Annotated in this window: 23 protein-coding genes; 17 read left to right on the plus strand and 6 right to left on the minus strand. The window is 43.0% G+C overall.

Translation table 11 applies throughout. From position 1 onward, the window contains the following. The first annotated feature begins 94 nt into the window (after nt 1-94). The 9 genes from pstC to M3180_RS18700 all read left to right on the plus strand — a co-directional run bounded on the left by pstC (nt 95) and on the right by M3180_RS18700 (nt 9,549). Nucleotides 95-946 carry a phosphate ABC transporter permease subunit PstC gene (gene pstC / locus M3180_RS18660; RefSeq protein ID WP_432806957.1) on the plus strand — a complete coding sequence of 284 codons (852 nt, stop codon included), beginning with the start codon at nt 95-97 and terminating at the stop codon, nt 944-946. A 1-nt stretch (nt 947) separates the two neighbouring features. Further along, entirely contained in the window at nt 948-1,823 is an 876-nt protein-coding gene (pstA, locus tag M3180_RS18665) for a phosphate ABC transporter permease PstA (RefSeq protein WP_251670294.1), read from the plus strand. Between the two features lie 33 nt (nt 1,824-1,856). Further along, nucleotides 1,857-2,612: a phosphate ABC transporter ATP-binding protein PstB gene (gene pstB / locus M3180_RS18670; protein WP_251670295.1), complete on the plus strand. Its 756-nt coding sequence runs from the start codon at nt 1,857-1,859 to the stop codon at nt 2,610-2,612. Between the two features lie 37 nt (nt 2,613-2,649). Further along, a complete protein-coding gene (phoU, locus tag M3180_RS18675; RefSeq protein WP_251670355.1) occupies nt 2,650-3,309 on the plus strand; it encodes a phosphate signaling complex protein PhoU in 660 nt (219 codons plus the stop codon). 662 nt (nt 3,310-3,971) lie between these two features. After that, nucleotides 3,972-6,647, plus strand: a complete 2,676-nt coding sequence (polA, locus tag M3180_RS18680) for a DNA polymerase I (RefSeq protein ID WP_251670297.1) — start codon at nt 3,972-3,974, stop codon at nt 6,645-6,647. Between the two features lie 20 nt (nt 6,648-6,667). Beyond that, entirely contained in the window at nt 6,668-7,501 is an 834-nt protein-coding gene (gene mutM, locus M3180_RS18685) for a DNA-formamidopyrimidine glycosylase (RefSeq protein ID WP_251670299.1), read from the plus strand. 95 nt (nt 7,502-7,596) lie between these two features. After that, nucleotides 7,597-8,316 (plus strand): MntP/YtaF family protein, encoded by a 720-nt coding sequence (locus M3180_RS18690; protein WP_251670301.1) that lies wholly within the window; start codon nt 7,597-7,599, stop codon nt 8,314-8,316. 13 nt (nt 8,317-8,329) lie between these two features. Continuing rightward, on the plus strand, nt 8,330-8,926 hold the full coding sequence (coaE, locus tag M3180_RS18695; protein WP_251670303.1) for a dephospho-CoA kinase: 597 nt from the start codon (nt 8,330-8,332) through the stop codon (nt 8,924-8,926). Next, nucleotides 8,923-9,549, plus strand: a complete 627-nt coding sequence (locus M3180_RS18700; RefSeq protein WP_251670304.1) for a lytic transglycosylase domain-containing protein — start codon at nt 8,923-8,925, stop codon at nt 9,547-9,549. Before coaE ends, M3180_RS18700 begins: the two co-directional genes overlap by 4 nt. A gap of 123 nt (nt 9,550-9,672) precedes the next feature. On the opposite strand, the gene M3180_RS18705 is transcribed toward M3180_RS18700, so the two are convergent. Continuing rightward, nucleotides 9,673-9,885 carry an alpha/beta-type small acid-soluble spore protein gene (locus M3180_RS18705; RefSeq protein WP_251670305.1) on the minus strand — a complete coding sequence of 71 codons (213 nt, stop codon included), beginning with the start codon at nt 9,883-9,885 and terminating at the stop codon, nt 9,673-9,675. A gap of 95 nt (nt 9,886-9,980) precedes the next feature. On the opposite strand from M3180_RS18705, the gene nrdR reads away from it, so the two are divergent. Further along, complete coding sequence (nrdR, locus tag M3180_RS18710) at nt 9,981-10,457, plus strand: transcriptional regulator NrdR (protein ID WP_251670307.1); 477 nt, start codon at nt 9,981-9,983, stop codon at nt 10,455-10,457. 443 nt (nt 10,458-10,900) lie between these two features. Here the strand turns inward: nrdR and infC are convergent, their stop codons facing one another. Further along, on the minus strand, nt 10,901-11,374 hold the full coding sequence (gene infC, locus M3180_RS18715) for a translation initiation factor IF-3 (RefSeq protein ID WP_251670309.1): 474 nt from the start codon (nt 11,372-11,374) through the stop codon (nt 10,901-10,903). Between the two features lie 42 nt (nt 11,375-11,416). Next, the gene (locus M3180_RS18720) at nt 11,417-12,112 is read right to left on the minus strand and encodes a Crp/Fnr family transcriptional regulator (protein ID WP_251670311.1); all 696 of its coding nucleotides are present in this window, start codon (nt 12,110-12,112) and stop codon (nt 11,417-11,419) included. Nucleotides 12,113-12,457: 345 nt separating this feature from the next. Between M3180_RS18720 and M3180_RS18725 the strand changes: the two genes are divergently transcribed. From M3180_RS18725 to M3180_RS18745, 5 genes are all read left to right on the plus strand, one after another. Then, nucleotides 12,458-13,432 (plus strand): 2-hydroxyacid dehydrogenase, encoded by a 975-nt coding sequence (locus M3180_RS18725; RefSeq protein WP_251670313.1) that lies wholly within the window; start codon nt 12,458-12,460, stop codon nt 13,430-13,432. 63 nt (nt 13,433-13,495) lie between these two features. Next, nucleotides 13,496-14,272 (plus strand): glutamate racemase, encoded by a 777-nt coding sequence (gene murI, locus M3180_RS18730; protein ID WP_251670315.1) that lies wholly within the window; start codon nt 13,496-13,498, stop codon nt 14,270-14,272. A 73-nt stretch (nt 14,273-14,345) separates the two neighbouring features. Continuing rightward, a complete protein-coding gene (locus M3180_RS18735) occupies nt 14,346-15,227 on the plus strand; it encodes an ROK family protein (protein WP_251670316.1) in 882 nt (293 codons plus the stop codon). A 102-nt stretch (nt 15,228-15,329) separates the two neighbouring features. Further along, nucleotides 15,330-16,010 carry a PspA/IM30 family protein gene (locus M3180_RS18740; RefSeq protein ID WP_251670318.1) on the plus strand — a complete coding sequence of 227 codons (681 nt, stop codon included), beginning with the start codon at nt 15,330-15,332 and terminating at the stop codon, nt 16,008-16,010. 83 nt (nt 16,011-16,093) lie between these two features. Further along, a complete protein-coding gene (locus M3180_RS18745; protein WP_251670320.1) occupies nt 16,094-18,403 on the plus strand; it encodes a TPM domain-containing protein in 2,310 nt (769 codons plus the stop codon). A 118-nt stretch (nt 18,404-18,521) separates the two neighbouring features. On the opposite strand, the gene nagZ is transcribed toward M3180_RS18745, so the two are convergent. Further along, nucleotides 18,522-19,772 carry a beta-N-acetylhexosaminidase gene (nagZ, locus tag M3180_RS18750; RefSeq protein ID WP_251670322.1) on the minus strand — a complete coding sequence of 417 codons (1,251 nt, stop codon included), beginning with the start codon at nt 19,770-19,772 and terminating at the stop codon, nt 18,522-18,524. 125 nt (nt 19,773-19,897) lie between these two features. On the opposite strand from nagZ, the gene M3180_RS18755 reads away from it, so the two are divergent. Beyond that, nucleotides 19,898-20,905, plus strand: coding sequence for a Gfo/Idh/MocA family protein (locus M3180_RS18755; RefSeq protein WP_251670324.1), 1,008 nt, complete (start codon nt 19,898-19,900; stop codon nt 20,903-20,905). A gap of 22 nt (nt 20,906-20,927) precedes the next feature. Continuing rightward, nucleotides 20,928-21,851 (plus strand): aldo/keto reductase, encoded by a 924-nt coding sequence (locus M3180_RS18760; protein WP_251670326.1) that lies wholly within the window; start codon nt 20,928-20,930, stop codon nt 21,849-21,851. Nucleotides 21,852-21,999: 148 nt separating this feature from the next. On the opposite strand, the gene M3180_RS18765 is transcribed toward M3180_RS18760, so the two are convergent. Together M3180_RS18765 and fabV are read right to left on the minus strand one after the other, a co-directional pair. Then, on the minus strand, nt 22,000-22,935 hold the full coding sequence (locus tag M3180_RS18765; RefSeq protein ID WP_251670328.1) for a ribose-phosphate diphosphokinase: 936 nt from the start codon (nt 22,933-22,935) through the stop codon (nt 22,000-22,002). Nucleotides 22,936-23,090: 155 nt separating this feature from the next. Beyond that, nucleotides 23,091-24,281 carry an enoyl-ACP reductase FabV gene (fabV, locus tag M3180_RS18770; RefSeq protein WP_251670330.1) on the minus strand — a complete coding sequence of 397 codons (1,191 nt, stop codon included), beginning with the start codon at nt 24,279-24,281 and terminating at the stop codon, nt 23,091-23,093. Nucleotides 24,282-24,368: the final 87 nt, after the last annotated feature.

Genomic DNA, 24,368 nt, shown 5'->3' on the forward strand with positions numbered 1-24,368 from the left:
AAGGATGCCTAACAAGCAAGAGACAACCATAGATAAAACGAATGCAAGCAGCAATCCATTTAAAAATAGTCGTGTAAGCATACTTAATAAAATCATGCCTATACTACTATTTTTATGTGCGATTGTATCGGTCTTTACGACAATTGGAATTGTCATAACATTATTATCAGAAACAGTAAACTTCTTTAGAGAAATCCCTATATTTGATTTTCTATTCGGAACGAAGTGGTCAGCGCTCATTGAGCCTAAGCAATTTGGAATATTGCCGCTCTTAGCAGGAACGTTAATGATTACGTCAATCGCAATTATTGTTGCTCTGCCAATTGGTTTGGCGAGTGCGATTTATTTATCTGAGTATGCACCAGATAAGGTTCGCAGAATTGTAAAGCCTATCCTTGAGGTGCTTGCAGGTGTTCCGACGATTGTATATGGTTACTTTGCCATTAGTATTATTACACCAATAATACAGTTTATTTTCCCAAGTGCCGGCGTCTATAACGCATTGAGTGCAGGGATTGCCGTTGGTATTATGATCATTCCAATGATCTGTTCCTTAAGTGAGGATGCAATGAGTGCTGTTCCGCGTTCATTGCGTGATGGTGCGTATGCGCTTGGTGCAACTCGCTTTGAGGTAGCACTTAAAATCGTCGTTCCTGCTGCTTTCTCTGGTATCGTATCTTCCGCGGTGCTTGCCTTTTCACGTGCACTAGGTGAAACGATGATCGTTTCATTAGCAGCAGGCTCAACACCGACGTTAACGTTTAATCCGTTAGATAGTATTCAGACGATGACGGCTTATATTGTTCAAGTGAGCTTAGGAGATATCGCTCACGGTAGTATTGAATATGGATCAATTTTTGCCGTTGGTATGACGTTGTTCGTATTTACATTCCTACTAAATATTTTAGCGCAATACATTTCAAGACGCTTCAGAGAGGAGTACTAGGATGAATATTTTCCATGATGCGAACCGTAAGCAAATTGCGAATCGCCGCGTAAAAGATAAATCGCTTCATATGATCTTCTTACTTGCGACATCGGTTGGGATTATCGCTCTTACCGTATTATTGGTTGACATTATCATCGATGGCTGGTCGAATTTATCACCGGATCTATTCACGAATTTCCCATCAAGAAAAGCGGAAGACGCGGGTATGAAATCAGGCTTGGTCGGCTCTATGTATATCATGTTAATCCTAGTTCCTCTATCTTTTATTCTTGGAGTGGGCGCGGCAATATATCTAGAGGAGTATGCACCAAAAAATAAATTAACACGTTTAATTCAATTAAATATTAGTACGTTGGCAGGCGTTCCTTCTATCGTTTACGGTATTTTAGGTTTGGCATTATTTGTTCGTATGCTTAGTCTCCAAAAAAGCTTGATTTCCGGAGCACTTACAATGACGCTTCTCGTACTGCCAATTATTATTGTAGCGGCTCAGGAAGCGATTCGTGCAGTGCCGCGTTCAAGAAGAGATGCATCATTCGCACTAGGCGCAACAAAATGGCAAACAGTATCTCGTTCTGTATTGCCTTCATCGTTGCCAGGTATTTTAACTGGAGTTATTCTAGCTGCTTCTCGCGCTATCGGTGAAACGGCTCCACTTATTATCGTGGGTGCTTCAACCTATGTTGCATTTTTACCGAAGAGCTTGACGGACGCATTTACAGCGATGCCAATACAGATTTACAACTGGATCTCAAGACCACAGGTTGCATTTAAGGATTTGGGAGCAAGTGCGATTATCATCTTGCTAGCGATATTAATTTTGCTTAATATTACTGCGGTTATCATTCGGAACAAATATCAGAAGAACATCTAACTTACTGAACCTATAGATATGGAGGAATTATGAATGTCTACTTTAATAGAAGCAAAAGACCTGAATTTGTTTTATACAGACTTTCATGCACTAAAAAACGTTAACCTTACAATACCTGAAAAAGCAGTCACAGCTTTTATCGGACCTTCTGGCTGTGGTAAATCGACACTGCTTCGTACGTTGAATCGAATGAATGATATGATAGCGGGAACGAGAATTGAGGGTAAACTTACGATTAGCGGGACTGATATTTACTCTCAGGAGGTCGACGTTGAAACTCTTCGTAAAAAGGTAGGAATGGTATTCCAGCAGCCTAACCCATTTCCGAAATCAATCTACGACAATATTGCATACGGTCCTCGCTTGCACGGTATAAAAAGCAAGCAAAAGCTCGATGAGATCGTCGAAACGAGCTTGAAATCAGCTGCGCTGTGGAACGAAGTAAAGGATCATCTTAAGCGTTCAGCTTTATCTATCTCGGGTGGTCAGCAGCAGCGTCTATGTATTGCAAGAGCACTTGCTGTAAATCCTGATATTCTTCTTATGGATGAAGCAACATCAGCGCTTGATCCGATTTCAACACTGAAGATTGAAGAGCTTGTGCAGGATCTGCGAGATAAATATACGATTGTTATGGTTACGCACAACATGCATCAGGCAGCTCGCGTATCCAATCAAACCGTGTTTTTCCTAAATGGGGAAGTTGTTGAATACGATGATACAGAGAAGCTATTCTCGAATCCTGAGGATCAACGTACAGAGGATTATATTAGCGGTCGCTTCGGATAAATAAAAATAGATAACGATTGGGGAGGATTCCATCATGATGACGTTCCGTAAAGAATTTGACCAAGGTCTTGAGCAATTGAATCAATGGCTTGTAGAAATGGGCGAGTTTGTTGAGCAATCAGTTGAAAAAGCAATTAACTCACTCAAGGATAATGATCAGGAGCAGGCAAAAAAGATTATTGCAGATGACGTTAAAGTCAATGAGATGGAAGAAAGAATATTAGAGCTTGGCTTGAAGCTGATTGCTACGCAGCAGCCAGTAGCTAAGGACCTTCGCAGAATCATTGCAGCATTTCGTATTGCTAACGATCTAGAGCGTATGGGTGATCTATCTCGTGATATTGCCAATGCGGTGCTAAGACTGCAAGGAGAGCCGCTCATTAAGCCGATTATTGATCTGCCACGGATGGGTGAGATTGCTCGTAACATGACGTATGAAGCGATACAGGCCTATGTGGATGAGAATGTGGACCTTGCTTATAAAATGGCAAAAGACGATGATCAAGTCGATGCGCTATATAGTCAAATTTCACGCGAGCTCGTTTTGCTTATGATGGAAAACCCACGCAATATCGCACAAGCGCAAGTATTAAGCTTCGTTGGTCGCTATATCGAGCGCTATGGTGATCATGCTACGAATATTGGTGAGAGTGTTGTCTATCTCGTAACAGGCAAACGTCCAGACCTAAACGCTTAAGATGTAGTTCAAAAAGATTCAGCTTTGATCACGAGGTATTACTGGAAGCTTAATCGACGTCGAATTTTGAATTCAGCCGGGCCATGCGGTTCTCACGTACATAATGCGTACGCTGCGCTCCTCTGTCCCTAGCTTTATTCAAACTTCTTGGTGCTGAAAGCTGAACTTTTTGAACCTTTATTGAAGAGGTAGTTCAAAAAGATTCAGCTTTGATCACGAGGTTTAACTGAAGGATTAATCGACGTCGAATATTGAATTCAGCCGAGCTTTCCGATGCTCACGTACCAATACCGTACGCTGCGCTTCTCAATCTCTAGCTTCATCCAATCTTCTTGGTGCTGAAAGCTGAACTTTTTGAACCTTTATTGAAAAGGTAGTTCAAAAAGATTCAGCTTTGATCACGAGGTTGAACTGAAGGATTAATCGACGTCGAATTTTGAATTCAGCCGGGCCTTGTGGTGCTCACGTACATAATTCGTACGCTGCGCTCCTCTGTCCCTAGCTTTATTCAAACTTCTTGGTGCTGAAAGCTGAGCTTGGTGATCATACATGTATTGTTTTGTCGAAAAAGGACTTTCCCTAGATCAAATGATTAGGGAAGGTCCTTTTTGTGGTATCATAATAGAGTATGTTAAGTTAAAAAGAATGAGGTGCAGCTTCAAATGAAAAAATGGATGCTTATAGATGGGAATAGTATTACATATCGTGCGTTTTTCGCTATGCCGCCTCTTACAAACTCTTCAGGTATGCAAACGAATGCGATCTACGGATTTACTACCATGCTATTGAAGCTGATTGAAGAGCAAAAGCCAACGCATATATTAGTAGCCTTTGATGCTGGGAAAACCAATTTTAGACACGAACAATTTACAGAATATAAAGCCGGACGACAGAAAACTCCTCCTGAGCTATCACAGCAGTTTCCAATGCTGAAGGAGCTTATTCAAGCGTTTGGTATTGCTCAATACGAGATCGAAGGATATGAAGCTGATGATATTATCGGTACACTTACTGCCGAAGCGGACAAGCAAAATGTTGAAACTCTTGTCATCTCTGGTGATAAGGACATGCTGCAGCTTGCTTCGTCTAACGTAACAATCGCTGTTACACGCAAAGGTGTTAGCGAGGTTGAGCTTTATTCTCCCGCAACGATTCAGGAAAAATACGGACTAGAGCCGAAGCAAATTATAGATCTTAAAGGTTTAATGGGAGATACCTCCGATAATATCCCTGGCGTTCCAGGAGTAGGAGAAAAAACAGCGCTTAAGCTGCTCCATCAGTTCCCAACGGTCGAAGAAGTCATCGAAAACTTAGATGCTCAAAAAGGGAAGCTTAAGGAAAACCTTACGAATCACCAGCAATCTGCTTTAATGAGTAAGCAGCTAGCGACGATCTTCCGAGAAGTTCCGATTACATTGACTGAGGAGCAGATGTCGTATAGCGGTTATGATTCATCGACACTAGCCGAACAGCTGCGTAAGCTCGAGTTTAAGTCATTGCTAGAACGTCTTGATGTAAGTGTGGGCAGCAGCTCCAATCAAGAGGAAGCAAAGCAAGCGCTAGAAGCTCTTCGTATTCATCATTTGACTGAAGATAGCCTTGACCAGCTGCCACAGCTAATCGATTATTTGGGCAAAGAACAGGAGCATGGCTTATACATCGAAGCGATCGGAGACAATCCGCATCATGCAACGTTCAATGGTTTAGCAATTGCGTTTGGGGATGAGGTATTTGTCATCTCGCCTACATTATTAAAGCAGCAGGAGCTAGCTGAAGTTGTTAACTGGCTTGGCGACGAACAGATCAAAAAATATGGATACGATTTACATAAGATAGAGCTTGTATTGCATTGGCACGGTATTAAGCTAGGTGGGGGTTTCTTTGATGTACAGCTTGTTGCGTATTTATTAGACCCAACAGACGGTAATCAGCTTTTACATACGATAGCTGAACGTAATGGTCTGCTTGGACTGCGTTCAGACGATGAAGTCTATGGTAAGGGAGCAAAGCTAAAGCTTCCAGAGCAGTCTGTGCTCTTTAATCATTTGGCGGTGAAGGCGAGCATCGTTCAGCAGCTTGTACCAAAGCTGAATAAGCAGCTAGAGGATACGTCAATGACCTCACTTTATTATGATCTTGAAGGACCATTATCTCGGATACTGGCGACTATGGAGCGACAAGGCATCAGTGTGGAGCGCAAAGAGCTGGAGCAGCAAGGTGTGGAGCTTGAGGCCGCCTTATCCCGACTTACAACTAGCATATATGAGCTTGCTGGCATGGAATTTAAGATTAGCTCTCCTAAGCAGCTAGGTGAAGTGCTGTTTGAAAAGCTTGGATTGCCTGCCAAGAAAAAAACAAAAACAGGCTACTCTACTGATGCTGAAGTGCTTGAAGAGCTAGCTCCGTATCATCCGATCGTTCAGCATATTCTTGATTACCGACAGCTGTCTAAGCTTCAATCTACATACATTGAAGGTTTGTTGAAGGAGATCAGAGAGGAAACGGGGCATATTCATACGTACTATCGTCAAACGATAGCAGCGACAGGACGATTAAGCTCTCAATTCCCTAATCTACAAAACATTCCAATTCGTTTGGAAGAGGGAAGAAAAATAAGAAAAGCATTCGTTCCATCTGAGCCAGGCTGGAGTATTGTTGCTGCAGACTACTCTCAGATTGAGCTTCGTGTTCTTGCTCATATCTCGGGTGATGAACGGTTAAAGGAAGCGTTCAATCATAACCTCGATATTCATACGAAAACAGCAATGGATGTTTTTGGAGTTACAGCTGATCAGGTGGACAGCAATATGCGCCGATCGGCGAAAGCAGTCAACTTTGGTATTGTATACGGCATTAGTGATTTTGGACTATCACAAAATCTAGGAATCACACGTAAGGAAGCGTCACAGTTTATTGAGCAGTATTTTAATGTGTTTAGCGGTGTTCGCAAATACATGGATGATATTGTAGCTGAGGCGAAGCAAAACGGCTATATCGTTACATTGCTGGAGCGTCGTCGTTATGTTCCTGATATTCATGCCTCGAACTACAATATACGTTCATTTGCAGAGCGAATAGCGATGAATACACCAATTCAAGGATCAGCGGCAGATATTATCAAGCTGGCTATGGTTCGCATGAATGATGAGCTTAAGCAGCGCAATCTACAAAGCCGGATGCTACTGCAGGTGCATGATGAGCTTGTATTCGAAGTGCCACCGAATGAGCTTGAGCTTATGAAGGAGCTTGTACCGCAGGTTATGGCAGAAGCAATCAAGCTTGACGTTCCTCTCGTTGCTGAAGTAAGCTATGGCGATAGCTGGTATGAAGCGAAATAATTAAATTGAGGTGACGGAAATTGCCAGAGCTACCAGAGGTAGAAACGGTTGCAAGAACATTAAAGTCGCTTGTTGTTGGAAAAACAATCGAGAATGTTCAAGTGTTTTTGCCTAGAATTATTCAAAAACCAGAGGAAATTGAGCAATTTTGCGATGCTTTGATCGGACACAGCATTGTCGATGTAGCAAGAAGAGGAAAATTTCTTCGAATTATATTAGATGGTTTGGTTCTTGTTTCCCATTTACGTATGGAGGGCCGCTACGGGGTATATGTCGATGATGAGCCTGTGGAGAAGCACACCCATGTTATATTTGATTTTACGGATGGAACCCAGTTAAGATATAAGGATGTTCGTCAATTTGGTACGATGCATTTATTCAAGGAGGGTGAGGAGCTGCTCGAGCTCCCGCTGAGAAAGCTGGGTGTTGAGCCGTTATCGGATCAATTTACGTTCGAGCTGCTTCGCAGTAAGCTGGAAAAACGTACATCCAAAATAAAGCCACTCCTATTAAACCAAGAATTAATTGTTGGATTAGGGAATATATATGTCGATGAAGCGCTGTTTACTGCTAAAATACACCCGGAGCGTACGCCAGATACGTTAACAACTCAGGAATGGAAAAGATTGCATCAAGCTATTGTGGATACGTTAAGTCGTGCTGTTGAAGCAGGAGGTTCATCGATTAAGTCCTATGTTAATGGACAAGGTGAAATGGGGATGTTCCAGCAGCAGTTGCTTGCATATGGTCGAGTAAATGAGCCGTGCAGCAGCTGCGGGACCCCAATTGAGAAATTCGTAGTTGGTGGTAGAGGGACGCATATCTGTCCCAAATGTCAGCGAATGAAAAAATAGAATAATCACGGATATCCTTACCTACGCATATGATACGTTACGCTTGTAGGCATTTGTCTACGACGTATTGTACTGATGTAGGAAGGAGTTCGAACATGTTATTCATACATTTTGCGTCTATTGCGGCATTAGCCATTGCAGTGAGTCTTGATAGCTTCGGTGTTGGAATAACCTATGGTTTGCGTAAAATAACGATTCCGTTTCTTTCAATAGTAATTATAGCTTGCTGCTCCGGCGGTGTTATTGCTATTTCCATGCAGGCGGGTACTTGGCTTACCTCTTTTTTACCGCCAATTGTAGCAAGTCGAATCGGTGCAGTCATATTAATTGCAATTGGATGCTGGGCTTTATATCAATTTTATCGAAATCTACGTGAGCAAAAGGAAGTTCATACTGAGCTAGTGCAAGATGGTGATGATCATGGACAGCAAGCACAGCTTAGCAACGAGCATGCGAAGCCTGAGATGATTAATTCTACATTGTTTACAATTGAATTTAAGCGACTTGGAGTGGTCATACAGATTTTACGTAAGCCACAGACGGCAGATTTTGATGATTCTGGAACGATATCCTCCTCTGAGGCCTTGATGCTTGGCATAGCACTGTCTCTGGATGCGCTTGGGGCAGGACTAGGAGCGGCTATGCTTGGGCTTCCAGCCGTTTATACGCCATTAATCATTGCATGCTTTAGTGCGATGTTTCTTATAGTAGGTACGATGCTCGGCCGTAAGCTCTCACATTTACCGATGGTACATTATATAAGTGGTTTGCCGGGACTGCTGCTCATTTTATTAGGTGTAATGAAATTATTTTAGTGAGGTGAATGCAATGCTGATCGGATTAACAGGCGGAATTGCTAGTGGTAAAAGTACAGTCAGCGCAATGCTAGTTGAGCATAATGCTTTGCTTGTTGATGCGGATCAGGTTGCTCGCGAAGTAGTGGAGCCGGGAGAGCCCGCTCTACTACAAATCGCGAAAAGCTTTGGTAAGGAAGTACTCTATCCAGACGGTAGCTTAAATCGAAAGCAACTAGGCTCTATTGTTTTTTCTGACTCGGACAAGCTTAAACAGCTGGAGCAGATTACTCATCCAGCGATTCGAGAACGAATGCTTCAAACCATTGAGGTGTACAAGCAGCAGCAGCCTCATGCGTTAATCGTAGCAGATATCCCTTTGTTGTATGAAACGAATCAGGCTCATTTATATGAAGGGGTACTTGTCGTCTATATCCCTCGTGAGCTGCAGCTTGAACGTTTAATGAAGCGAAATGGTTTAACAAAGGATGAGGCGGAAGCACGAATTGCATCCCAAATGGATATTGAAGAGAAGAAAAGTCGAGCCAACTGGGTTATCGATAACTCTTCAACGTTAGAATACACCCGGCAGCAGGTTGAATCGCTTATGAAAAGGCTAGGTAGCGAATGAAGAAAAAACGAACGCGCCGTAAACTGCTGCTGTTAGTCATCATATGCTTTATCGCAATTCTATTTATTCAGTCGAGCTGGTTAAGTAAATGGATGTACCCTGTGAAATACGAAGGAATTATTGTTGAAATGTCGGATAAATATGAGGTTGATCCTCATCTGATTGCAGCCATTATACGTGTCGAATCCAATTTTCAAACAGGAAGAGAATCCCATAAGGGAGCCGTTGGATTAATGCAGCTAATGCCTACAACTGCAGAATGGATTATCGAGCTAACTGATATGGATAAATTTACAGTTCAAGAGCTCAAGTTTAATCCTGAGTCGAATATAGAGCTAGGGGTATGGTATATTAAGCATCTATTAGATCGATTTGATGGAGATCTTATTAAATCGGTCGCCGCTTACAATGCTGGACCCGGTAACGTAATAAGGTGGCTGGAGGAAGGCACGTGGGATGGAAGCTATGAGTCTGCAGATCAAATCCCATTTGGAGAAACACGGAAATATGTACAGAAGGTTATTTATTACTACAATAAGTATAAAGAGCTTTATCCTAAGCTAAAGCACGAAGCTCATCATGCTCAAATGGAAATTGATGCAGTCGGCAAATCAGAACTTTAAGCTGGACTGAGATAAAGCTGCAATATTATAATATGTTTAACAATTGAGGCGTTAATAAGCAATGAGACTGCCCTAAGTAGGGCAGACCCATTGCATCATACTTCTAGAACACTAAATTATAAATTAACGACCTGCTAAAGATTGTTCCGCGATTTGGACAAGGCGACGAGTGATGTTACCACCGATATAACCAGTCTCTTTAGTAAGAACATTACCGTAGTAACCGTCTTGTGGAATCGCGATACCAAGTTCTTGCGCTACTTCGAATTTCAATCGATCAATAGCTTCGATTGCTTGAGGAATTAGCAATTGGTTGCTGTTACGATTTCGTGACATATTGTTTCACCTCCTTGCGGTTGGTAAAAGTATTATGTGCGAGATTTAATGATTTATTACAGGAAACGTCTGGCAAAAAGAAAGGAGGGTTATAGATGAAGTGCCCATACTGTGATTACTCAGGTACTAAAGTTTTAGATTCCCGTCCTGCTAACGAAAACAAATCCATTCGTAGGCGTCGTGAATGCGAGAAGTGCAGTCGACGATTTACAACATTTGAGATGATCGAGGAAACGCCGCTTATCGTTATTAAGAAAGACGGCAGCCGTGAAGAATTTAGCCGTGATAAAATTCTTAGAGGCTTGATTCGAGCATGCGAAAAGCGTCCAGTTCCAGTGGAACGCTTAGAAGTGATCGTGTCTGAGGTTGAGAAAGAGCTTCGAACGACAGCTCTTGCAGAGGTAGATAGCAGTGCAATTGGAGCTAGTGTTATGAAGCAGCTGTATCCAGTTGATGAGGTTGCATATGTACGATTCGCTTCTGTATATCGTCAGTTTAAAGATATTGACATGTTCATGAAGGAGCTTAATACATTGCTGTCTAACTCTAGAATTCCTTCTTCTGAGGAATAAAAATATGAAGGGGTCTCAAAGTCACTTTTGACTTTGAGACCCCTTTTGTGTGCTTCGTAAACAGTGAGGTTTTAATTGCTGTTGTCCACTGATTTCATCGCTCCGTAAACAGTGAGGTTCCAATTGCTGTTGTCCTCTGATTTCTCGAATAATCATCTGTTGTAAAAATCAGAGGACAAAGGCAACCGCTTTGCTTTTACACTCTCACTGTTTACTCCGCTGGAGCGATTGCGGGTAGTATCTTAGAAGTGCCCTCACCGTTTACTCCGCTGGAGCGATTGCGGGTAGTAGCTGTGAAGGTGCCTCTCACCGATTACTCCGCTGGAGCGTTGTTTGGGTAATTGCTTCGGGTTCCCTCACGTTTACTCCGCTGTAGCGATTGTGGGTAGTAGCTGTGAAGGTGCCCCTCACCGATTACTCCGCTGGGCGCCTTCGGGCAACCGCTATGATGGCAGGATTGTTACGGCTGCTTGTTTGCCGCTGAGTTGAATGCCCGTTGCTGCTTTTCCATAAGCTTTCAGGTCTATAATGACTTGCTCTAGCAATGCCTTTGCTTGAGGGCCTTGCTTTCCGCTCAGCTTAATAACAAGGGCTACGGGATGTCCGGATTGGAGAAGCTTTTCACATTGCTTAAGCTTCGTATCATAGTCGTGCTGCTCAATCGTTGGTGTCAGCCTGATTTCCTTTTCTTTCTTAGGTGCAGAGGATTTGGGCTGAACGACCTGCTTCGCTTTTCCGCGAGCGATGAGCTGGCATTGTGGGGGGCTGCTCATTATGTTGATACACACTAAATCAGCTTGCTGTTCTTTAGCAAGCTGTAGCGCTTTTTTTGTAGCAAGATATCCTAGGTTTTGTCCATCTAAATCAAGCAGCTCTACTTCCGCTGCTTTTATTTTTTCATTCATCATTAAAGCCATTGTATACTCTCCTAAATTTTAAGCATAATATGTGTCAGTTAATTAATCATGGAGCTTCGATATGAGTGCTTCTGGATTAAGAAGTGTAAGTTTTTTATTGCTTAATTCAATAAGCGCTTGATCTTGTAATTCGATCATCACTTTAGACACTGTTTCTCTAGCAGCGCCAACCGTATCAGCAAGCTGCTGATGTGTAATTTTTACAGGAATATGGCAGGTACCATCCTCGCGTGTTGCCCCGACCTCTTTACCTAGATCTAATAAGCGGCGGATGATACGGTTTTGTACCGTAAGAAAGGTCAAATCATAGATCTGATTATTGGCCTTGCGCAATCTTTCCATTGTGTAATTCAGCAAAAGAAACGGAACATTGCGATCTTTCTCTACGAGCTGGTGAAAATCGGAACGGTGAAGTGAATATACCTTTACAGCCGTCAGAGCTTCAGCAGTAGCAGAACGAGATAGACCTGGCTGCATTAATGCCATCTCTCCAAAATATTCCCCTTTAGCTAGATACGCTAGCGTGATTCGTTTAGCTTTGTTAGAGGTATAGATACTTACCATACCAGAGCGTACGAAGAAAATTTGATTTCCCTCGTCTCCCTCATGAAAAATAACGCTCCCTTTCTTATAAGCTTCTTCACGCATATAAGGTACAAGTGTTTCTAGCAAAACCTGGTCAATATCTTTAAAGAACGGGATATTTGCTCTTAATTTATTCATATCAATAATTTTCAACCCATGATTCCTCACTTTAATATTAAAAATTTATAATCGTGCTTGCGACTCCTTCGTTCTTTTTGCAATATCTATAGGTGGAATTTGAGGATTGAATGTTAAGAAAACGCTTAGCTACGCACTATCTTCATGATAACGATAAGCTCGCCGTTTATCAATCTATTCAATAAAAAAATAGATCAACAAAGAATTAGCGCTTTTTCACTGCTTCTCTGAGGCAAAAAAGGGCTCTTTTTCGTTGTAATCCGTAAATGATACCGCTATGATTAAATTAGTACATTTTACTTAGTTAAAGAATGACGAAATGCCAATATACTTAACGTAGCTATTTTGAGGAGGAATGGGATGAAACCGCTTATTTTTGTTGATCGTAGACTGCCTGAGGACGTTAAGAGTTATTTAGAGGAGCACTGTTCAGTTTTATCTTGGAAGCCCGATGAAAAACGAGATGAGACGAGATTACAAGCTTATTTGACTGATGTAGAAGGCTATTTTACAAGTGGCGCAATGAAAGTAACGGAAGAACTTCTAACATCTGCTCCTAAGCTTAAGGTTATAAGCACAATGAGTGTCGGCTATAACCATTTTGATATACCGGCTATGCGTGCCCGTGGAGTGATTGGTACACATACGCCTTATGTGCTTGATGATACAGTTGCAGATCTTATTGTTGGATTGATGCTCTCTACAGCTCGACGCATAACAGAGCTGGATCGCTTTATTCGTCAAGGCCAATGGAAAGGAAATGAAGGCAGAAAGCTGTTTGGGCTTGATGTACATCATCGAAAGCTTGGAATTATTGGAATGGGTAGAATTGGAGAGGTAGTTACTAAGCGTGCTAAGTTTGGCTTTGATATGGAGGTTTCCTATTACAATCGTTCTCGCAAGCCTGCATTAGAACAAGAACTAGGCATTGAATATAAAAGCATGGAGCAGCTGCTTCGTGATTCAGACTTTATCGTGCTGCTAACTCCATTGACACCTGAGACTAAAGGATTAATAGGCGCTGAGCAGTTTTCAATGATGAAGCAAAGTGCTATATTTATAAATGCATCTAGAGGTGCGACAGTTGATGAGCAGGCACTCATTCACGCGCTGCAAAGTCATACTATTGCAGGTGCTGGTTTAGATGTGTTCATGCAAGAGCCACTACCCGCTCAGCATCCGCTATTAGATATGGATCAAGTTGTTATGACTCCTCATATTGGATCTGCAACCGAGGCAACACGTGATCAAATGGCGATGCTAGCTGCACGAAATCTCGTGCATGCACTTCTAGGAACTGGTGAAGCACATATCGTGCCGGAGCTAGCACAATAATCATCTAATTGAATAAAGATGAGAGAGAACACTTTATGATGATGTAAGAGGGAACGATAAATTATGACAATAGGCATTTTTGATTCAGGCATAGGTGGGTTAACCGTTCTCAATGAAGCGCTAAGAAGGCTTCCAACTGAGGATTACGTGTATATGGCGGATACTCTGAATGTTCCCTATGGAACGAAAAGTCAAGAGGATGTACAAGGCTATATTCTTGAAACGGTTCATCAGATGATGAAGCTTGATATTGATGCACTTGTAATAGCATGCAATACGGCTACTAGTATTGCAGTAGAGCTGCTGCGAGAACGGTACCCAAGCATTCCGATTATAGGAATGGAACCAGCTGTTAAGCCAGCAGTAGAGATGAATGCATCCACTGGACGAAGAGTGCTTGTGTTTGCCACACCACTAACACTCTCATTGCCGAAGTACTATGCCCTTGTCACAAGAGTTGATGATAGTGGCATTGTAGATTCCCTGCCAATGGAAAAGCTCGTGTTGTACTGCGAAAGAATGCAGTTTCACGATGAGGAAGTTAAGCAGTACTTTATGGATAAGCTTGCTCCCTATAACTTGGAGCATTACGGAATGATTGTTTTAGGTTGTACACATTATCCATTCTTTAAGCCTCTTCTTCAAGAAATATTACCGTCGCATGTCGGTATCGTTGATGGTAGCGTGGGCACGGTCCGAAGATTAGCAGCGCAGCTTCATCGCTATGGCTTAGCTAGAGGGAAAGGATCAGGGAAGGTTACCTTTATCAATACAGCCCATCAAGATGATTACAATAAAAGAATGGAAAGCGCATTACATCATTTACAGCAGCAGGAATGATAAGTGCATCCTTTGTTCATGTTTTTATTCAATTTATATCATACATTAATATTTAGCCTAGGGGGTTCACTTTGTGAGAATTGGTGCAATTGAAGCTGGTGGAACTAAAATTATTTGTGGAATTGGCAATGAGCATGGTGTAATTGAGAAAAAAATCAATTTTCCGACGGAGTCTCCGGATATTGTCTTTCCTAAAATTCGTGAATTTTTCGAAGGAGAGCAAATTGATGCGCTTGGTGTGGGTACATTTGGTCCAATCGATGTTAATCGCAACAGCGAAACATATGGTTATATTACTTCGACGCCAAAGCCAGGCTGGGGAAATGTAGATTTTGTAGGTCAGCTTAAGCAGTACATTGATGTTCCGATTGGTTTTGATACCGATGTTAATGGGGCAGCACTCGGAGAGGCACTTTGGGGTAGCGCAAAGGGGCTCGATAGCTGTGTATATTATACGATCGGCACAGGAGTTGGCGTTGGCGTTTATACGGAGGGGAAGCTGGTGCACGGCTTGTTACACCCTGAAGCGGGACATATTCCGGTTAGACGTCATCCAGAGGATTCATACGAAGGCTTCTGTCCATACCATGGCGACTGCTTAGAAGGCGTTGCAGCTGGTCCAGCTATCGAACGACGCTTCGGAGTAAAGGGGCATGAGCTAGGCAAGGATCACGAGGCATGGAAGTTTGAGGCGTACTATTTAGGACAAGCACTAATGTCGACAATATTGCTGCTTTCACCTGAGCGAATCATTCTTGGTGGAGGCGTCATGCATCAAGAACAGCTGTTTCCATTAATTCGTGAGGAAGTGAAGCGGAACTTAAATGGATATGTTCAGCATTCAATGATACTTGAGCATATTGACCAATATATTATTCCGCCAGGTCTTGGGGATAATGCGGGGTTAAGCGGTGCAATTGCCCTTGGTTTGTTAGAATATAACGCGAATAAATAACAAACAATGTAACCATAAAGAAACCATTAATGCAATTTCTTGAAACGAAAGGCTAGCAGCTTCGTATGACTAATATCGGTAAAAATCGGGGAGGTTGTTGAAATGAGTATTTTTGAACGATTGTTTCGTATTGGTAAATCGAATGTGAATGCTGCGATAGATAAGATGGAGGATCCGGTTAAAATTATTGACCAGGTATTACGCGAGTTAGATGAGGACGTTGAAAAAGTTACGGCTGCGGTAACATCTCAGATGGCAGTAGAGAAGCGCTTTGAGCGTGAATTGAAGGAAGCTGAGGAGCTAGTTGCCAAACGTGACTCACAAGCCCGTCAAGCGTTACTTGCAGGCAACGACGAGCTCGCTAGAGAAGCATTGGCTGATAAAGCTAAGCAATCGGAGAAACGTGATAAGGTGCAGGAAAGCTATAATCGTTCGAAGGCTACTTCTGATAAACTGCGCGATCAGCTGCGTGATTTGAAGGCACGAGTTAACGAGATGAAGGACCAGCGCAGCACGCTTATTGCACAAGCGGAGGCCGCTAAGGCACAGCAAAAAATTAATTCTACGATGAAGGGTGTAGGGAAAAACGACGTAGGTGCTACCTTCAATCGTATGGAGGAAAAAATTAAAAAAATGCATGACGAGGCGGACGCTGCTTTCGAATTAGCTAATGAAGATAAATCGTTAGATCAGAAGTTCGAGGAACAGCTAAAATCATCTAAAGCTAATGCAATAGATGATGAGCTCGCTGCATTAAAAGCTGAGCTTAATGGAAATAAATAATGTCATCCATTCATATAGCTATGAAGGAAGAGGGGAAAAGCCAGGTTATGAAAACCAGGCTTTTTCTTTATGGAGGTCGCTTGATGAGAAGGAGAAAAAATAAAGGCTTAATTCGTGTTTTATTAACAGTTGCAGTATTCATATGTATTCAGCTTATTCTTGTGCTGCCTGTTCAAGCTATTACTCCTAATGGTACATATATTCAGGATGAAATCGAGGCACTCTCTAGTCAAGAAAAGAATGCGCTGGAAACAAGCATGTATCGTCAGGGTGTGAAGCTGAATGTATTGCTTGTAGAGACGCTTGATGGAAGAGGAGTAGAAGACTATAGTGAGTTGCTATTTACAGATTGGGGACTTGGGGCGGATGAAGGCCTGCTTGTAATCGCTGACCGAGATGGATTAGTTCAGCTTCAGCTGCAAATCGACTCTCGGCTGGAGAAGGCTATATATGCGCAGCTGGACGGTAGAAATCCCGTAACCACCTTTCTGGAGCAGCAGTTTTACCCTTATGCTGCAGAAGGTAATTATTACAAAGCGATAGACGATACGATCAATGGTCTAGCATATTATCTCGAGCAATATAGCAGCCTTCCAGCAGCTCCAGCTGGTGACACTGCAGCAACTTCAAGCAGTAAGGGCTCGGGCTATGCGATGCTAGTCATGTTTGGATTACTTATTGTTGTTGCGTTAATTATGATTGTTGTCGTACAACGTAAAAAGCGTAAGCGCGCGAAAGAGCTTCTGCTAAAGCTGGAGGATCACTACGAAAAAATTTCAGAGAAGCTGCAGCGGCTAGACCATGAGATGAATGAGATCAAAAAGTTTTCTCAAGGTAAATCGCGAGAGATTGTAGGAGATGTAGAGGATGACCTTTATGACTTACTGCAGCAGCTATCTACTTATCCTGAGCAGCTTCGTGCATGGAAAGGCTTAAGTCCGGCCCAGCTACAGCGGAAAGAGCAAGATTTAAGATCGCTTGAACGTTCGCTACATCAGATTGATCAAACGATCGAGGAACTCCAGGCAGTAGTTGATAAGTATAAAAATATTGAAGCAGCTGCTGTAAAACTACTACAAGAGCGAAAATCCAGCTTTGAGCAGGGGAAGCAAGCATTATTGTCGATTGCAACAGATGCAGAAACAACGCTTCAAGCGCTGTTTGAAAGACAGCGTGATATTGAGACCCTGCTGGAGCAAATCGACGCTACGCTTGCATTCAACCCCATCGAAGCAAGCACACGACTAAGCAGTGAGGAAGCAACGATACAAAGCTGGGTGGATGATGTAAATGCATACGAGCATCTCATCGATACATTGCGTAAGCTGCCGGAGCATATTAAACAAACAAAGAGCAAAATTGATCTGCTTATCCAGCAGGAGCAGCTGACTTTGCAGGAAATTTCCCCTTATCAATGGTTTGATTCAATGAACGGGCAGCTGCTTACGATAGAACGTTCCTTAAAAATTGGTGATGTACCGTCGGCAAGAGAATGTGCAAACCGAATTGAGCAATGGCTGCAAACTGCACTTACAGATGTCACCAAATCGATTGATGCACGAGATGGCAATCTTGAGCATGCGCGAGCGCTAGAGGATGGCTTAAAGGATCTACGTGTAGACCGCTTGCCACAAGCTGAGCGGGCGATTGAGCAGGCAAAGCAGCAATATGATCGACTCCATTGGCATGAGGCTGAGCAGAAGCAGCTGCAAATTCCAGAGCAGCTAGTTCGAGTAGAGCAAAAGGTTAAGCTTGCTCAGCAATACAATGACATCAAAGTACAGCGTTATTTTGAAGCGGAGAAGCTGTTGCAGGAAGCACAGAACGAATTGAATGAGCTTGAGGCACAAAGTCTGGAGCACGAACAGCTCATCTATGAGCTGAACCGCACTTATCAATCGTATGGTGACCGTGTTAATCAGCTTAAGCATAGCTACGAACAGGTTCGACATCAGCTTCAGCTTAATGGTATTCGGATTCAAGGTATGATGGCTGGTGTGGAGAGCAACGGGCTCGAACTACTATTAAAGATTCAACAACAGCTATCTGCAACACCTCGCAAGCTGGATCAGCTAGGACAGGATATGATCCAGGCTCAGCATCAGTTTGAGCAGTTTAGACAAATTGCAGCTCAAGAAATCGCCGCAAAGGAAGCGAGAGAGCGTGCAGAGCAGGAACGACTTCGTCAATTGGCTCAAATGGAAATGATGAGAAGAATGATGAATCAATCCAATCGCAACTCCAGAGGTGGTGGCCGTGGTGGCTTTGGGGGTGGCGGCTTCGGCGGTGGCTCTCGAGGCGGCGGCGGCAGCTTTAGAGGCGGCGGTTCTCGAGGTGGTGGCGGCAGCTTCAGAGGCGGCGGCTCTCGAGGCGGTGGAGGTAGGTTTAAGTAATCCATTGAACTTGAATAGCCTGTTGAGTTTTCTCAACAGGCTATTTTTTATTCTCTAGAAACATTCGTTGTCGCTGTTTACCATGTTTAATGTTGTCGCTTCGCTCAGCTTACAATGGTTATTGAAGATAAGCCTGCATGTTCAGCTTCATGCTCAGCACAAGTCTTACACGCTCGTCGATAAGCGCCTCATCTATTTCACCCTGCTCGACTGCTTCGATTAAACGTTGTCTAACGAGCTGCTGCTGCTTAGGTTTATGTCCGATAATGAGCATCGTGTTACCTGCTTGAATGGCTTTAACAGCTGCTTCAGACAGTTCATACTGCTCGGTAATACCTCCCATGATTAAATCATCAGTAATGATAAGACCATCAAATTGCAGCACCTTACGTAAGTAATAAGAGATGATCGTTTTCGACAAGGAGGCAGGATAGTCTGCATCCAGCTTCGGTACTAATAGATGACCGACCATTATCGCGTCAATGTCATTAGCAATTGCTGTTCGGAATGGAAGGAGCTCTAGCTGTTCAAGCTCATCCCAGCTTTTATCAATGACAGGTAATTCGATATGTGAGTCAATGGTTGTATCGCCGTGTCCAGGAAAGTGCTTGCCGACGGTTAGTACATGCTTGCCTAAACCTTCTAGCATGGCAGTGCTATGTGTAGTGACACTATCCGCAGTTGCTCCAAATGCTCTCGACCCAATAACGGGATTGTTTGGATTGCTGTTAATATCAAGCACGGGGGAAAAGTTCATATCAATGGATAAATCTGCTAACGCTTTGCCAATTAGGTCACCATTTGCTTGCGTAATGGCTGTGTCATTCAGCTCTCCTAGCTCAGCTGCTGAGGGGAACTGCTCAGGCAATCGGTTAACCTTTCCGCCTTCTTGATCAATTGTTACCCACAATGGTATATCGTTCGAAGGCAGCTTTTTCAGCTCATGGATGAACGTTGTTAGCTGCTGCTCTGAGTCAATATTTCGCTTAAACAATATAATGTTGCCAATGCCCTGCTCAGCAATGAGCCTCCTCGTGTCAGTACTTACGGTTGAAGCTCGGTCCTCAATACCAACAATAAGAAGCTGCCCAATTTTCTCCTCTAACGTTAACTGTGCCAAACGATCCTCAACCTGTTGAATAATATCTTCTTCCGGTTGCTGCTCTGTATACGAATTCTCGTAAATCTCTTCATCAATGACTATAGGTTCCTCGCTATCAAGCTCTATGGAAGGTTTATGCTCTACAATTGGTGTATCCACAAAAGTCGGAGCTGCTGGTTTTATGTTATAGAGCATTGTTACTGCATAGATGACGATGACTAGCGTTAAAGCTGTGCTAAAAAAAATAAGCAGCCGCTTATGTTTCAATGTCCGCACCTCTCAAACAAGTGGTATAATAAAGCAAGAGCTAGCTTAACAATATTTACCTTTACATCATAACTGCACTAGCGTAGAGAAGCAACTAAAGCAAATGGGAAATGGAGTGGAAACAAATGAGTAATCAAAAAATCCGTTGGGGCGTGCTTGGATGCGCTTCCATCGCAAAGCGTTCAGTAGTACCTGGTATACAAGGCTCACAGCTTAATGAAGTCCGTGCAATTGCAAGTCGTTCTCTTGAAAAATCACTAGAGACAGCTAAGGAATTAAATATTCCAGTAGCTTATGGCAGCTATGAAGAGCTGATCAATGATCAGGAGCTTGACGCGATTTACATACCATTACCGAATCAGCTGCATAAGGAATGGACCATTAAAGCGATGAAAGCAGGAAAGCACGTGCTGTGCGAGAAGCCAATTGCCTTAACACACAAGGAGGCAGAGGAGATGCTGCTTGTGTCGAAGGAGATGGGGGTTATCGTCGCGGAGGCATTTATGTACCGTTATCATCCTCGCTATGAACGGATTAAGCAGCTCATCGCAGATGGAGCGATCGGAGATCTTCGTCTAATTAAAGGTTCATTTACGTTCAATAATGGTGATAGCACTGACAATGTCCGCTTTGTTAAGGAATGGGGAGGCGGCTCGTTATATGATGTTGGCTGCTATCCAATCAGCGCTGCACGATATTTCTTAGATCGTGAACCAATAGCGGCTACGATGCAGGCTATGTTCTCAGAGAAGCATGGTGGCGTCGATATGATGGCTGCAGGCCTAGTAGAGTTTCCTGGTGATGTCTCGCTATTGTTCGATTGCGGCATGTGGGCGGCCTTCCGCAACCCGATGGAAATTCTCGGCACGAAGGGAAGAATTGAGATTCCTCATGCATTTCTAGGTAAAAATGAAAATGAAGGCAATTATTATCTTCATACTGATCAAGGAGTAGAGGAAATGAAGGCTGAGAGCTTGGATACATACTCCTTGCAAGCCGATGCGTTCGCTCGTGCGATTTATGGGGAGCAGCCTTTGCCGTTCCCGCTAGAGGACGCTATTGCTAATATGAAGGTGCTTGAAGCATGTTTACAATCAGCTGAGAATGGAACTCGTGTCACACTAAACGGATAACGTGAACAAGGAGTGTGTTTTCATGCAATATATGAGCATAGCAGGTTGTTCAAAGCCAATTTCTAAAGTGATTAAAGGTACAGATTATTTACAGGTTGCTACCTATGAGCTGAACAGAGAGCAGCTGGATCAATTTGTTGAAATCGGAGGCAATACGGTTGATACCGCTCATATTTATACGGGGGGAGAAAGCGAGACAGTATTAGGCCGCTATGTGGAAGAGCGAAATTTACGACAGGAGCTCGTTATATTCACTAAGGGCGGCATCTCAAGCTTGAAGCGGGATGTATTGCATGCTGAGATACAAACTAGTCTAGAGCGCCTTAGAACAGATTACATCGACCTATATGCCCTGCATCGTGATGATGCTTCGCTGACGGTTGGTGAAATTGTTGAGATGATGAATGAATATATTGATTCAGGCACGATTCATGCGATAGGGGTATCAAATTGGACTCCTACTCGATTACTTGAAGCGAATCGCTATGCTGCTGAGCATGGACTAGTTGGATTTACGTTCAATTCTCCTAATCTCAGTCTTGCTAAGCCCAAAGAGCCGTATTGGAACGGTGTGCTATATGTCGACGAAGAAATGGCTTCTATGCATGAAAACACAATGCTTCCTTGCTTGTCCTGGTCTCCGCTAGCAAGAGGCTTCTTCTCTGGACGTTTCTCTCCAGACGCTATAACAGATAAGGATATTGCTAGAGTATTTTATAGTGATGATAATTGGGCGAAGTATGATCGTGCTGAGAAGCTCGCTGCAGAGAAGGGGTTGTCTACTGCAGAAATTGCTTTAGCTTATGTTGCTAATCAGAGCTATCCAACAGCTATTATTGCGGGCGCACGGACGATGGAGGAGCTTCAATCCTGCGTTCGTGCGATGGGGCTGAAGCTATCGACTGAAGAGGTTGCTTGGCTGGAGCAGGGATCACAGAGCACGTAATGAAATCCGTCAAAGTATGACAATTAATATAATTGAAAGAAGGACCACTCGATGGAGTGGTCCTTTTTTTTGCAGCGTAGATAATAAGCTTAGAGTAGCATTGGTTAATAACTTCGTGTTCAATTCAAGCTAGAGATCTAGTTTAAGCTTACGACTTAAACAACGTCGCAATGGATCCACCCTCCGTAATGATTTGAATCGCTTTGGAGATGAGTGGGGCTACGGTTAGAACGACGAATTTATCGGAGTGGTTCTCATCAAGCTGTATCGTATTCGTAATAACGATCTCATTAATGTTCGGGTGATCCAGCTTCTGTAACGCTTCGCCTGAGAATATTCCGTGGGTCGCACAAATAAACGCATCGTTTGCACCCTTCTTCTTTAGCGCTTCAACGACATTAACGATTGTACTGCCCGTATCAATCATATCCTCGATAATAATTGGCGTCATGCCTTCAACTTCACCGATAATATGCGTAATCTCGGATTGATTGTGTGCGGGGCGATTTTTAATCATTATGGCAAAGGGACAATCAATTAAGCCAGCCAGCTTTTCTGCGACAGTAGCTCGTCCAGCATCTGGTGATACAACGACCGGATTAATTATTCTCTTCTCACATATGTAATTAATGATAATGTCCAGTGCGGTGAGATGGTCAACGGTTATGTCGAAGAAACCTTGGATAGGATCGGCATGCAGGTCGATCGTAATAATTCTTTGAGCACCCGCTGTAGTTAATACATCAGCGACCATTTTTGCCGAGATTGGTTCACGAGGTTTACTTTTTCGTTCCTGACGTGCGTAGCCGTAATAAGGCATCACGATATTAATCGATCGTGCTGAAGCACGCTTTGCCGCATCAATCATGATGAGCAGCTCAACCAAATGCTCATTGACGGGGTGAGAGAGTGCCTGTACGAGAAAAACATCATGGTTACGCACGGTTTCTTCATAGGAGACATGGATCTCGCCACTTTGTTGACGTGATATGTTGGCTTGACCTAATGGAACATTCAATTGTTCACATATGGATTGTGCAAGTGGGCGGTTAGAAGAACCAGAGAAAATTTTTATTTGAGCCATGTTATCCTCCAAGCTTTGTATATTCGAGCTTCATGTGATGTTGCATTTACTTCCATCTTATCAGATTAATAATAGGTTAACAAATTACGGTGCCTAAAAACAAGAAAAAGACAACAGTCATAATAGCACGAGGCTACTATGACTGTTGTCTTTCTTTATTTTAGATTTTGAATATCGACGCTAGGGTCTACGTCGGCTTCATAGTTGACATCTTCGCGGTTAAATCCGAATAAGCCAAAGAACTCATTGCGATAGCCTTCAAGGTCAGTTAGCTCATATACGTTTTCCGTTGTGAGCTGCTCCCATGTTTTACTTACCGCTTCTTGAATTTCAGGACGCATTTCCCAATCATCAATACGAATTTGGCGTTTGTCATCTACTGGAATTTCACCTTCAATGTAGAGGCGTTCTGAGAATAGACGGTACATTTGTTCAATACAGCCTTCATGCGTTCCAGCTTCTTTCATCACCTTGTATAGAGCTGAGATATAAAGCGGTACAACTGGAATTGCTGAGCTTGATTGAGTAACAAGCGCCTTGTTCACAGAAATAAATGCTCGTCCGCCGTTTTGCTTTAATTGGTCATGCAAGACGTCTGCTGTTTGCTGCAAATCTTGCTTAGCTGCACCAATCGTTCCGTCATGGTAGACGGCATGCGTAATTTCAGGTCCTATGTAAGAATAGGCTACGGTTGTCGCATCTTCAGTAATCGCATCTGCTGCTTGAAGCGCATCAATCCACATTTTCCAGTCCTCACCGCCCATAACGGCGATCGTTTGTCTTAGCTCATCTTCTGTAGCAGGCTCAATCGTCGCTTCAGTTACTTCACCAGTATGGAAGTTAACGGTTTTATTCGTATAAACTTCATGTAGCGGCTTAATAACAGAAGAGAACACTTCTCCAGTCTTTGGATGAACGCGACGTGGAGATGCGACACTGTATACGATTAAATCAACTTTGCCTAATTGTGTTTTAATCAGATCGATTGTTTTGCTTTTAATTTCGTCTGAGAAAGCATCACCGACGATACTGAAGGATTTCAAACCTTCCTTAGCAGCAGCTGCTTCAAACGCAGCAGAGTTGTACCAACCAGCCGTTGCAGTACGTACACCTTCTGCACCTTTGTCAAAGTACACGCCAACCGTATTGGCACGAGATCCAAAGGCTGCGACAATGCGAGAGGCTAAGCCGTAACCAGTTGAAGCGCCGACTACTAATACATTTTTTGGTCCATTTAATGCAGGCTGTTGTTTTACAAAGTTGATTTGTTCTTCTACCTGCTTTTCGCAGCCAACAGGATGTGCTGTCGTACAAATAAATCCTCTAGTTTTTGGTTGAATGATCATAGGTTAGATATTCCTTTCTTCCTTATATTCTCTATGAATATCCTTGTTCATTACTCTATTTTACTTATAATTGCGCAATAATGGAAG

Origin of the sequence: Paenibacillus camelliae, from assembly GCF_023715345.1 — a bacterium.
GTDB classification, from domain to species: Bacteria; Bacillota; Bacilli; order Paenibacillales; family Paenibacillaceae; genus Pristimantibacillus; species Pristimantibacillus camelliae.

Excerpts from the sequence above, each read along its gene's own strand:
- phoU (WP_251670355.1), top strand. The coding sequence starts at position 2,650 with ATGACGTTCCGTAAAGAATTTGACCAAGGTCTTGAGCAATTGAATCAA.
- M3180_RS18690 (WP_251670301.1), top strand. The coding sequence starts at position 7,597 with ATGTTATTCATACATTTTGCGTCTATTGCGGCATTAGCCATTGCAGTG.
- M3180_RS18755 (WP_251670324.1), top strand. The coding sequence starts at position 19,898 with ATGAGTAATCAAAAAATCCGTTGGGGCGTGCTTGGATGCGCTTCCATC.
- pstC (WP_432806957.1), top strand. The coding sequence starts at position 95 with ATGCCTATACTACTATTTTTATGTGCGATTGTATCGGTCTTTACGACA.
- infC (WP_251670309.1), bottom strand. The coding sequence starts at position 11,374 with ATGGCTTTAATGATGAATGAAAAAATAAAAGCAGCGGAAGTAGAGCTG.
- fabV (WP_251670330.1), bottom strand. The coding sequence starts at position 24,281 with ATGATCATTCAACCAAAAACTAGAGGATTTATTTGTACGACAGCACAT.
- M3180_RS18760 (WP_251670326.1), top strand. The coding sequence starts at position 20,928 with ATGCAATATATGAGCATAGCAGGTTGTTCAAAGCCAATTTCTAAAGTG.
- M3180_RS18745 (WP_251670320.1), top strand. The coding sequence starts at position 16,094 with ATGAGAAGGAGAAAAAATAAAGGCTTAATTCGTGTTTTATTAACAGTT.
- M3180_RS18705 (WP_251670305.1), bottom strand. The coding sequence starts at position 9,885 with ATGTCACGAAATCGTAACAGCAACCAATTGCTAATTCCTCAAGCAATC.
- M3180_RS18700 (WP_251670304.1), top strand. The coding sequence starts at position 8,923 with ATGAAGAAAAAACGAACGCGCCGTAAACTGCTGCTGTTAGTCATCATA.
- pstA (WP_251670294.1), top strand. The coding sequence starts at position 948 with ATGAATATTTTCCATGATGCGAACCGTAAGCAAATTGCGAATCGCCGC.
- nrdR (WP_251670307.1), top strand. The coding sequence starts at position 9,981 with ATGAAGTGCCCATACTGTGATTACTCAGGTACTAAAGTTTTAGATTCC.
- M3180_RS18765 (WP_251670328.1), bottom strand. The coding sequence starts at position 22,935 with ATGGCTCAAATAAAAATTTTCTCTGGTTCTTCTAACCGCCCACTTGCA.
- coaE (WP_251670303.1), top strand. The coding sequence starts at position 8,330 with ATGCTGATCGGATTAACAGGCGGAATTGCTAGTGGTAAAAGTACAGTC.
- M3180_RS18725 (WP_251670313.1), top strand. The coding sequence starts at position 12,458 with ATGAAACCGCTTATTTTTGTTGATCGTAGACTGCCTGAGGACGTTAAG.
- polA (WP_251670297.1), top strand. The coding sequence starts at position 3,972 with ATGAAAAAATGGATGCTTATAGATGGGAATAGTATTACATATCGTGCG.
- M3180_RS18740 (WP_251670318.1), top strand. The coding sequence starts at position 15,330 with ATGAGTATTTTTGAACGATTGTTTCGTATTGGTAAATCGAATGTGAAT.
- murI (WP_251670315.1), top strand. The coding sequence starts at position 13,496 with ATGACAATAGGCATTTTTGATTCAGGCATAGGTGGGTTAACCGTTCTC.
- pstB (WP_251670295.1), top strand. The coding sequence starts at position 1,857 with ATGTCTACTTTAATAGAAGCAAAAGACCTGAATTTGTTTTATACAGAC.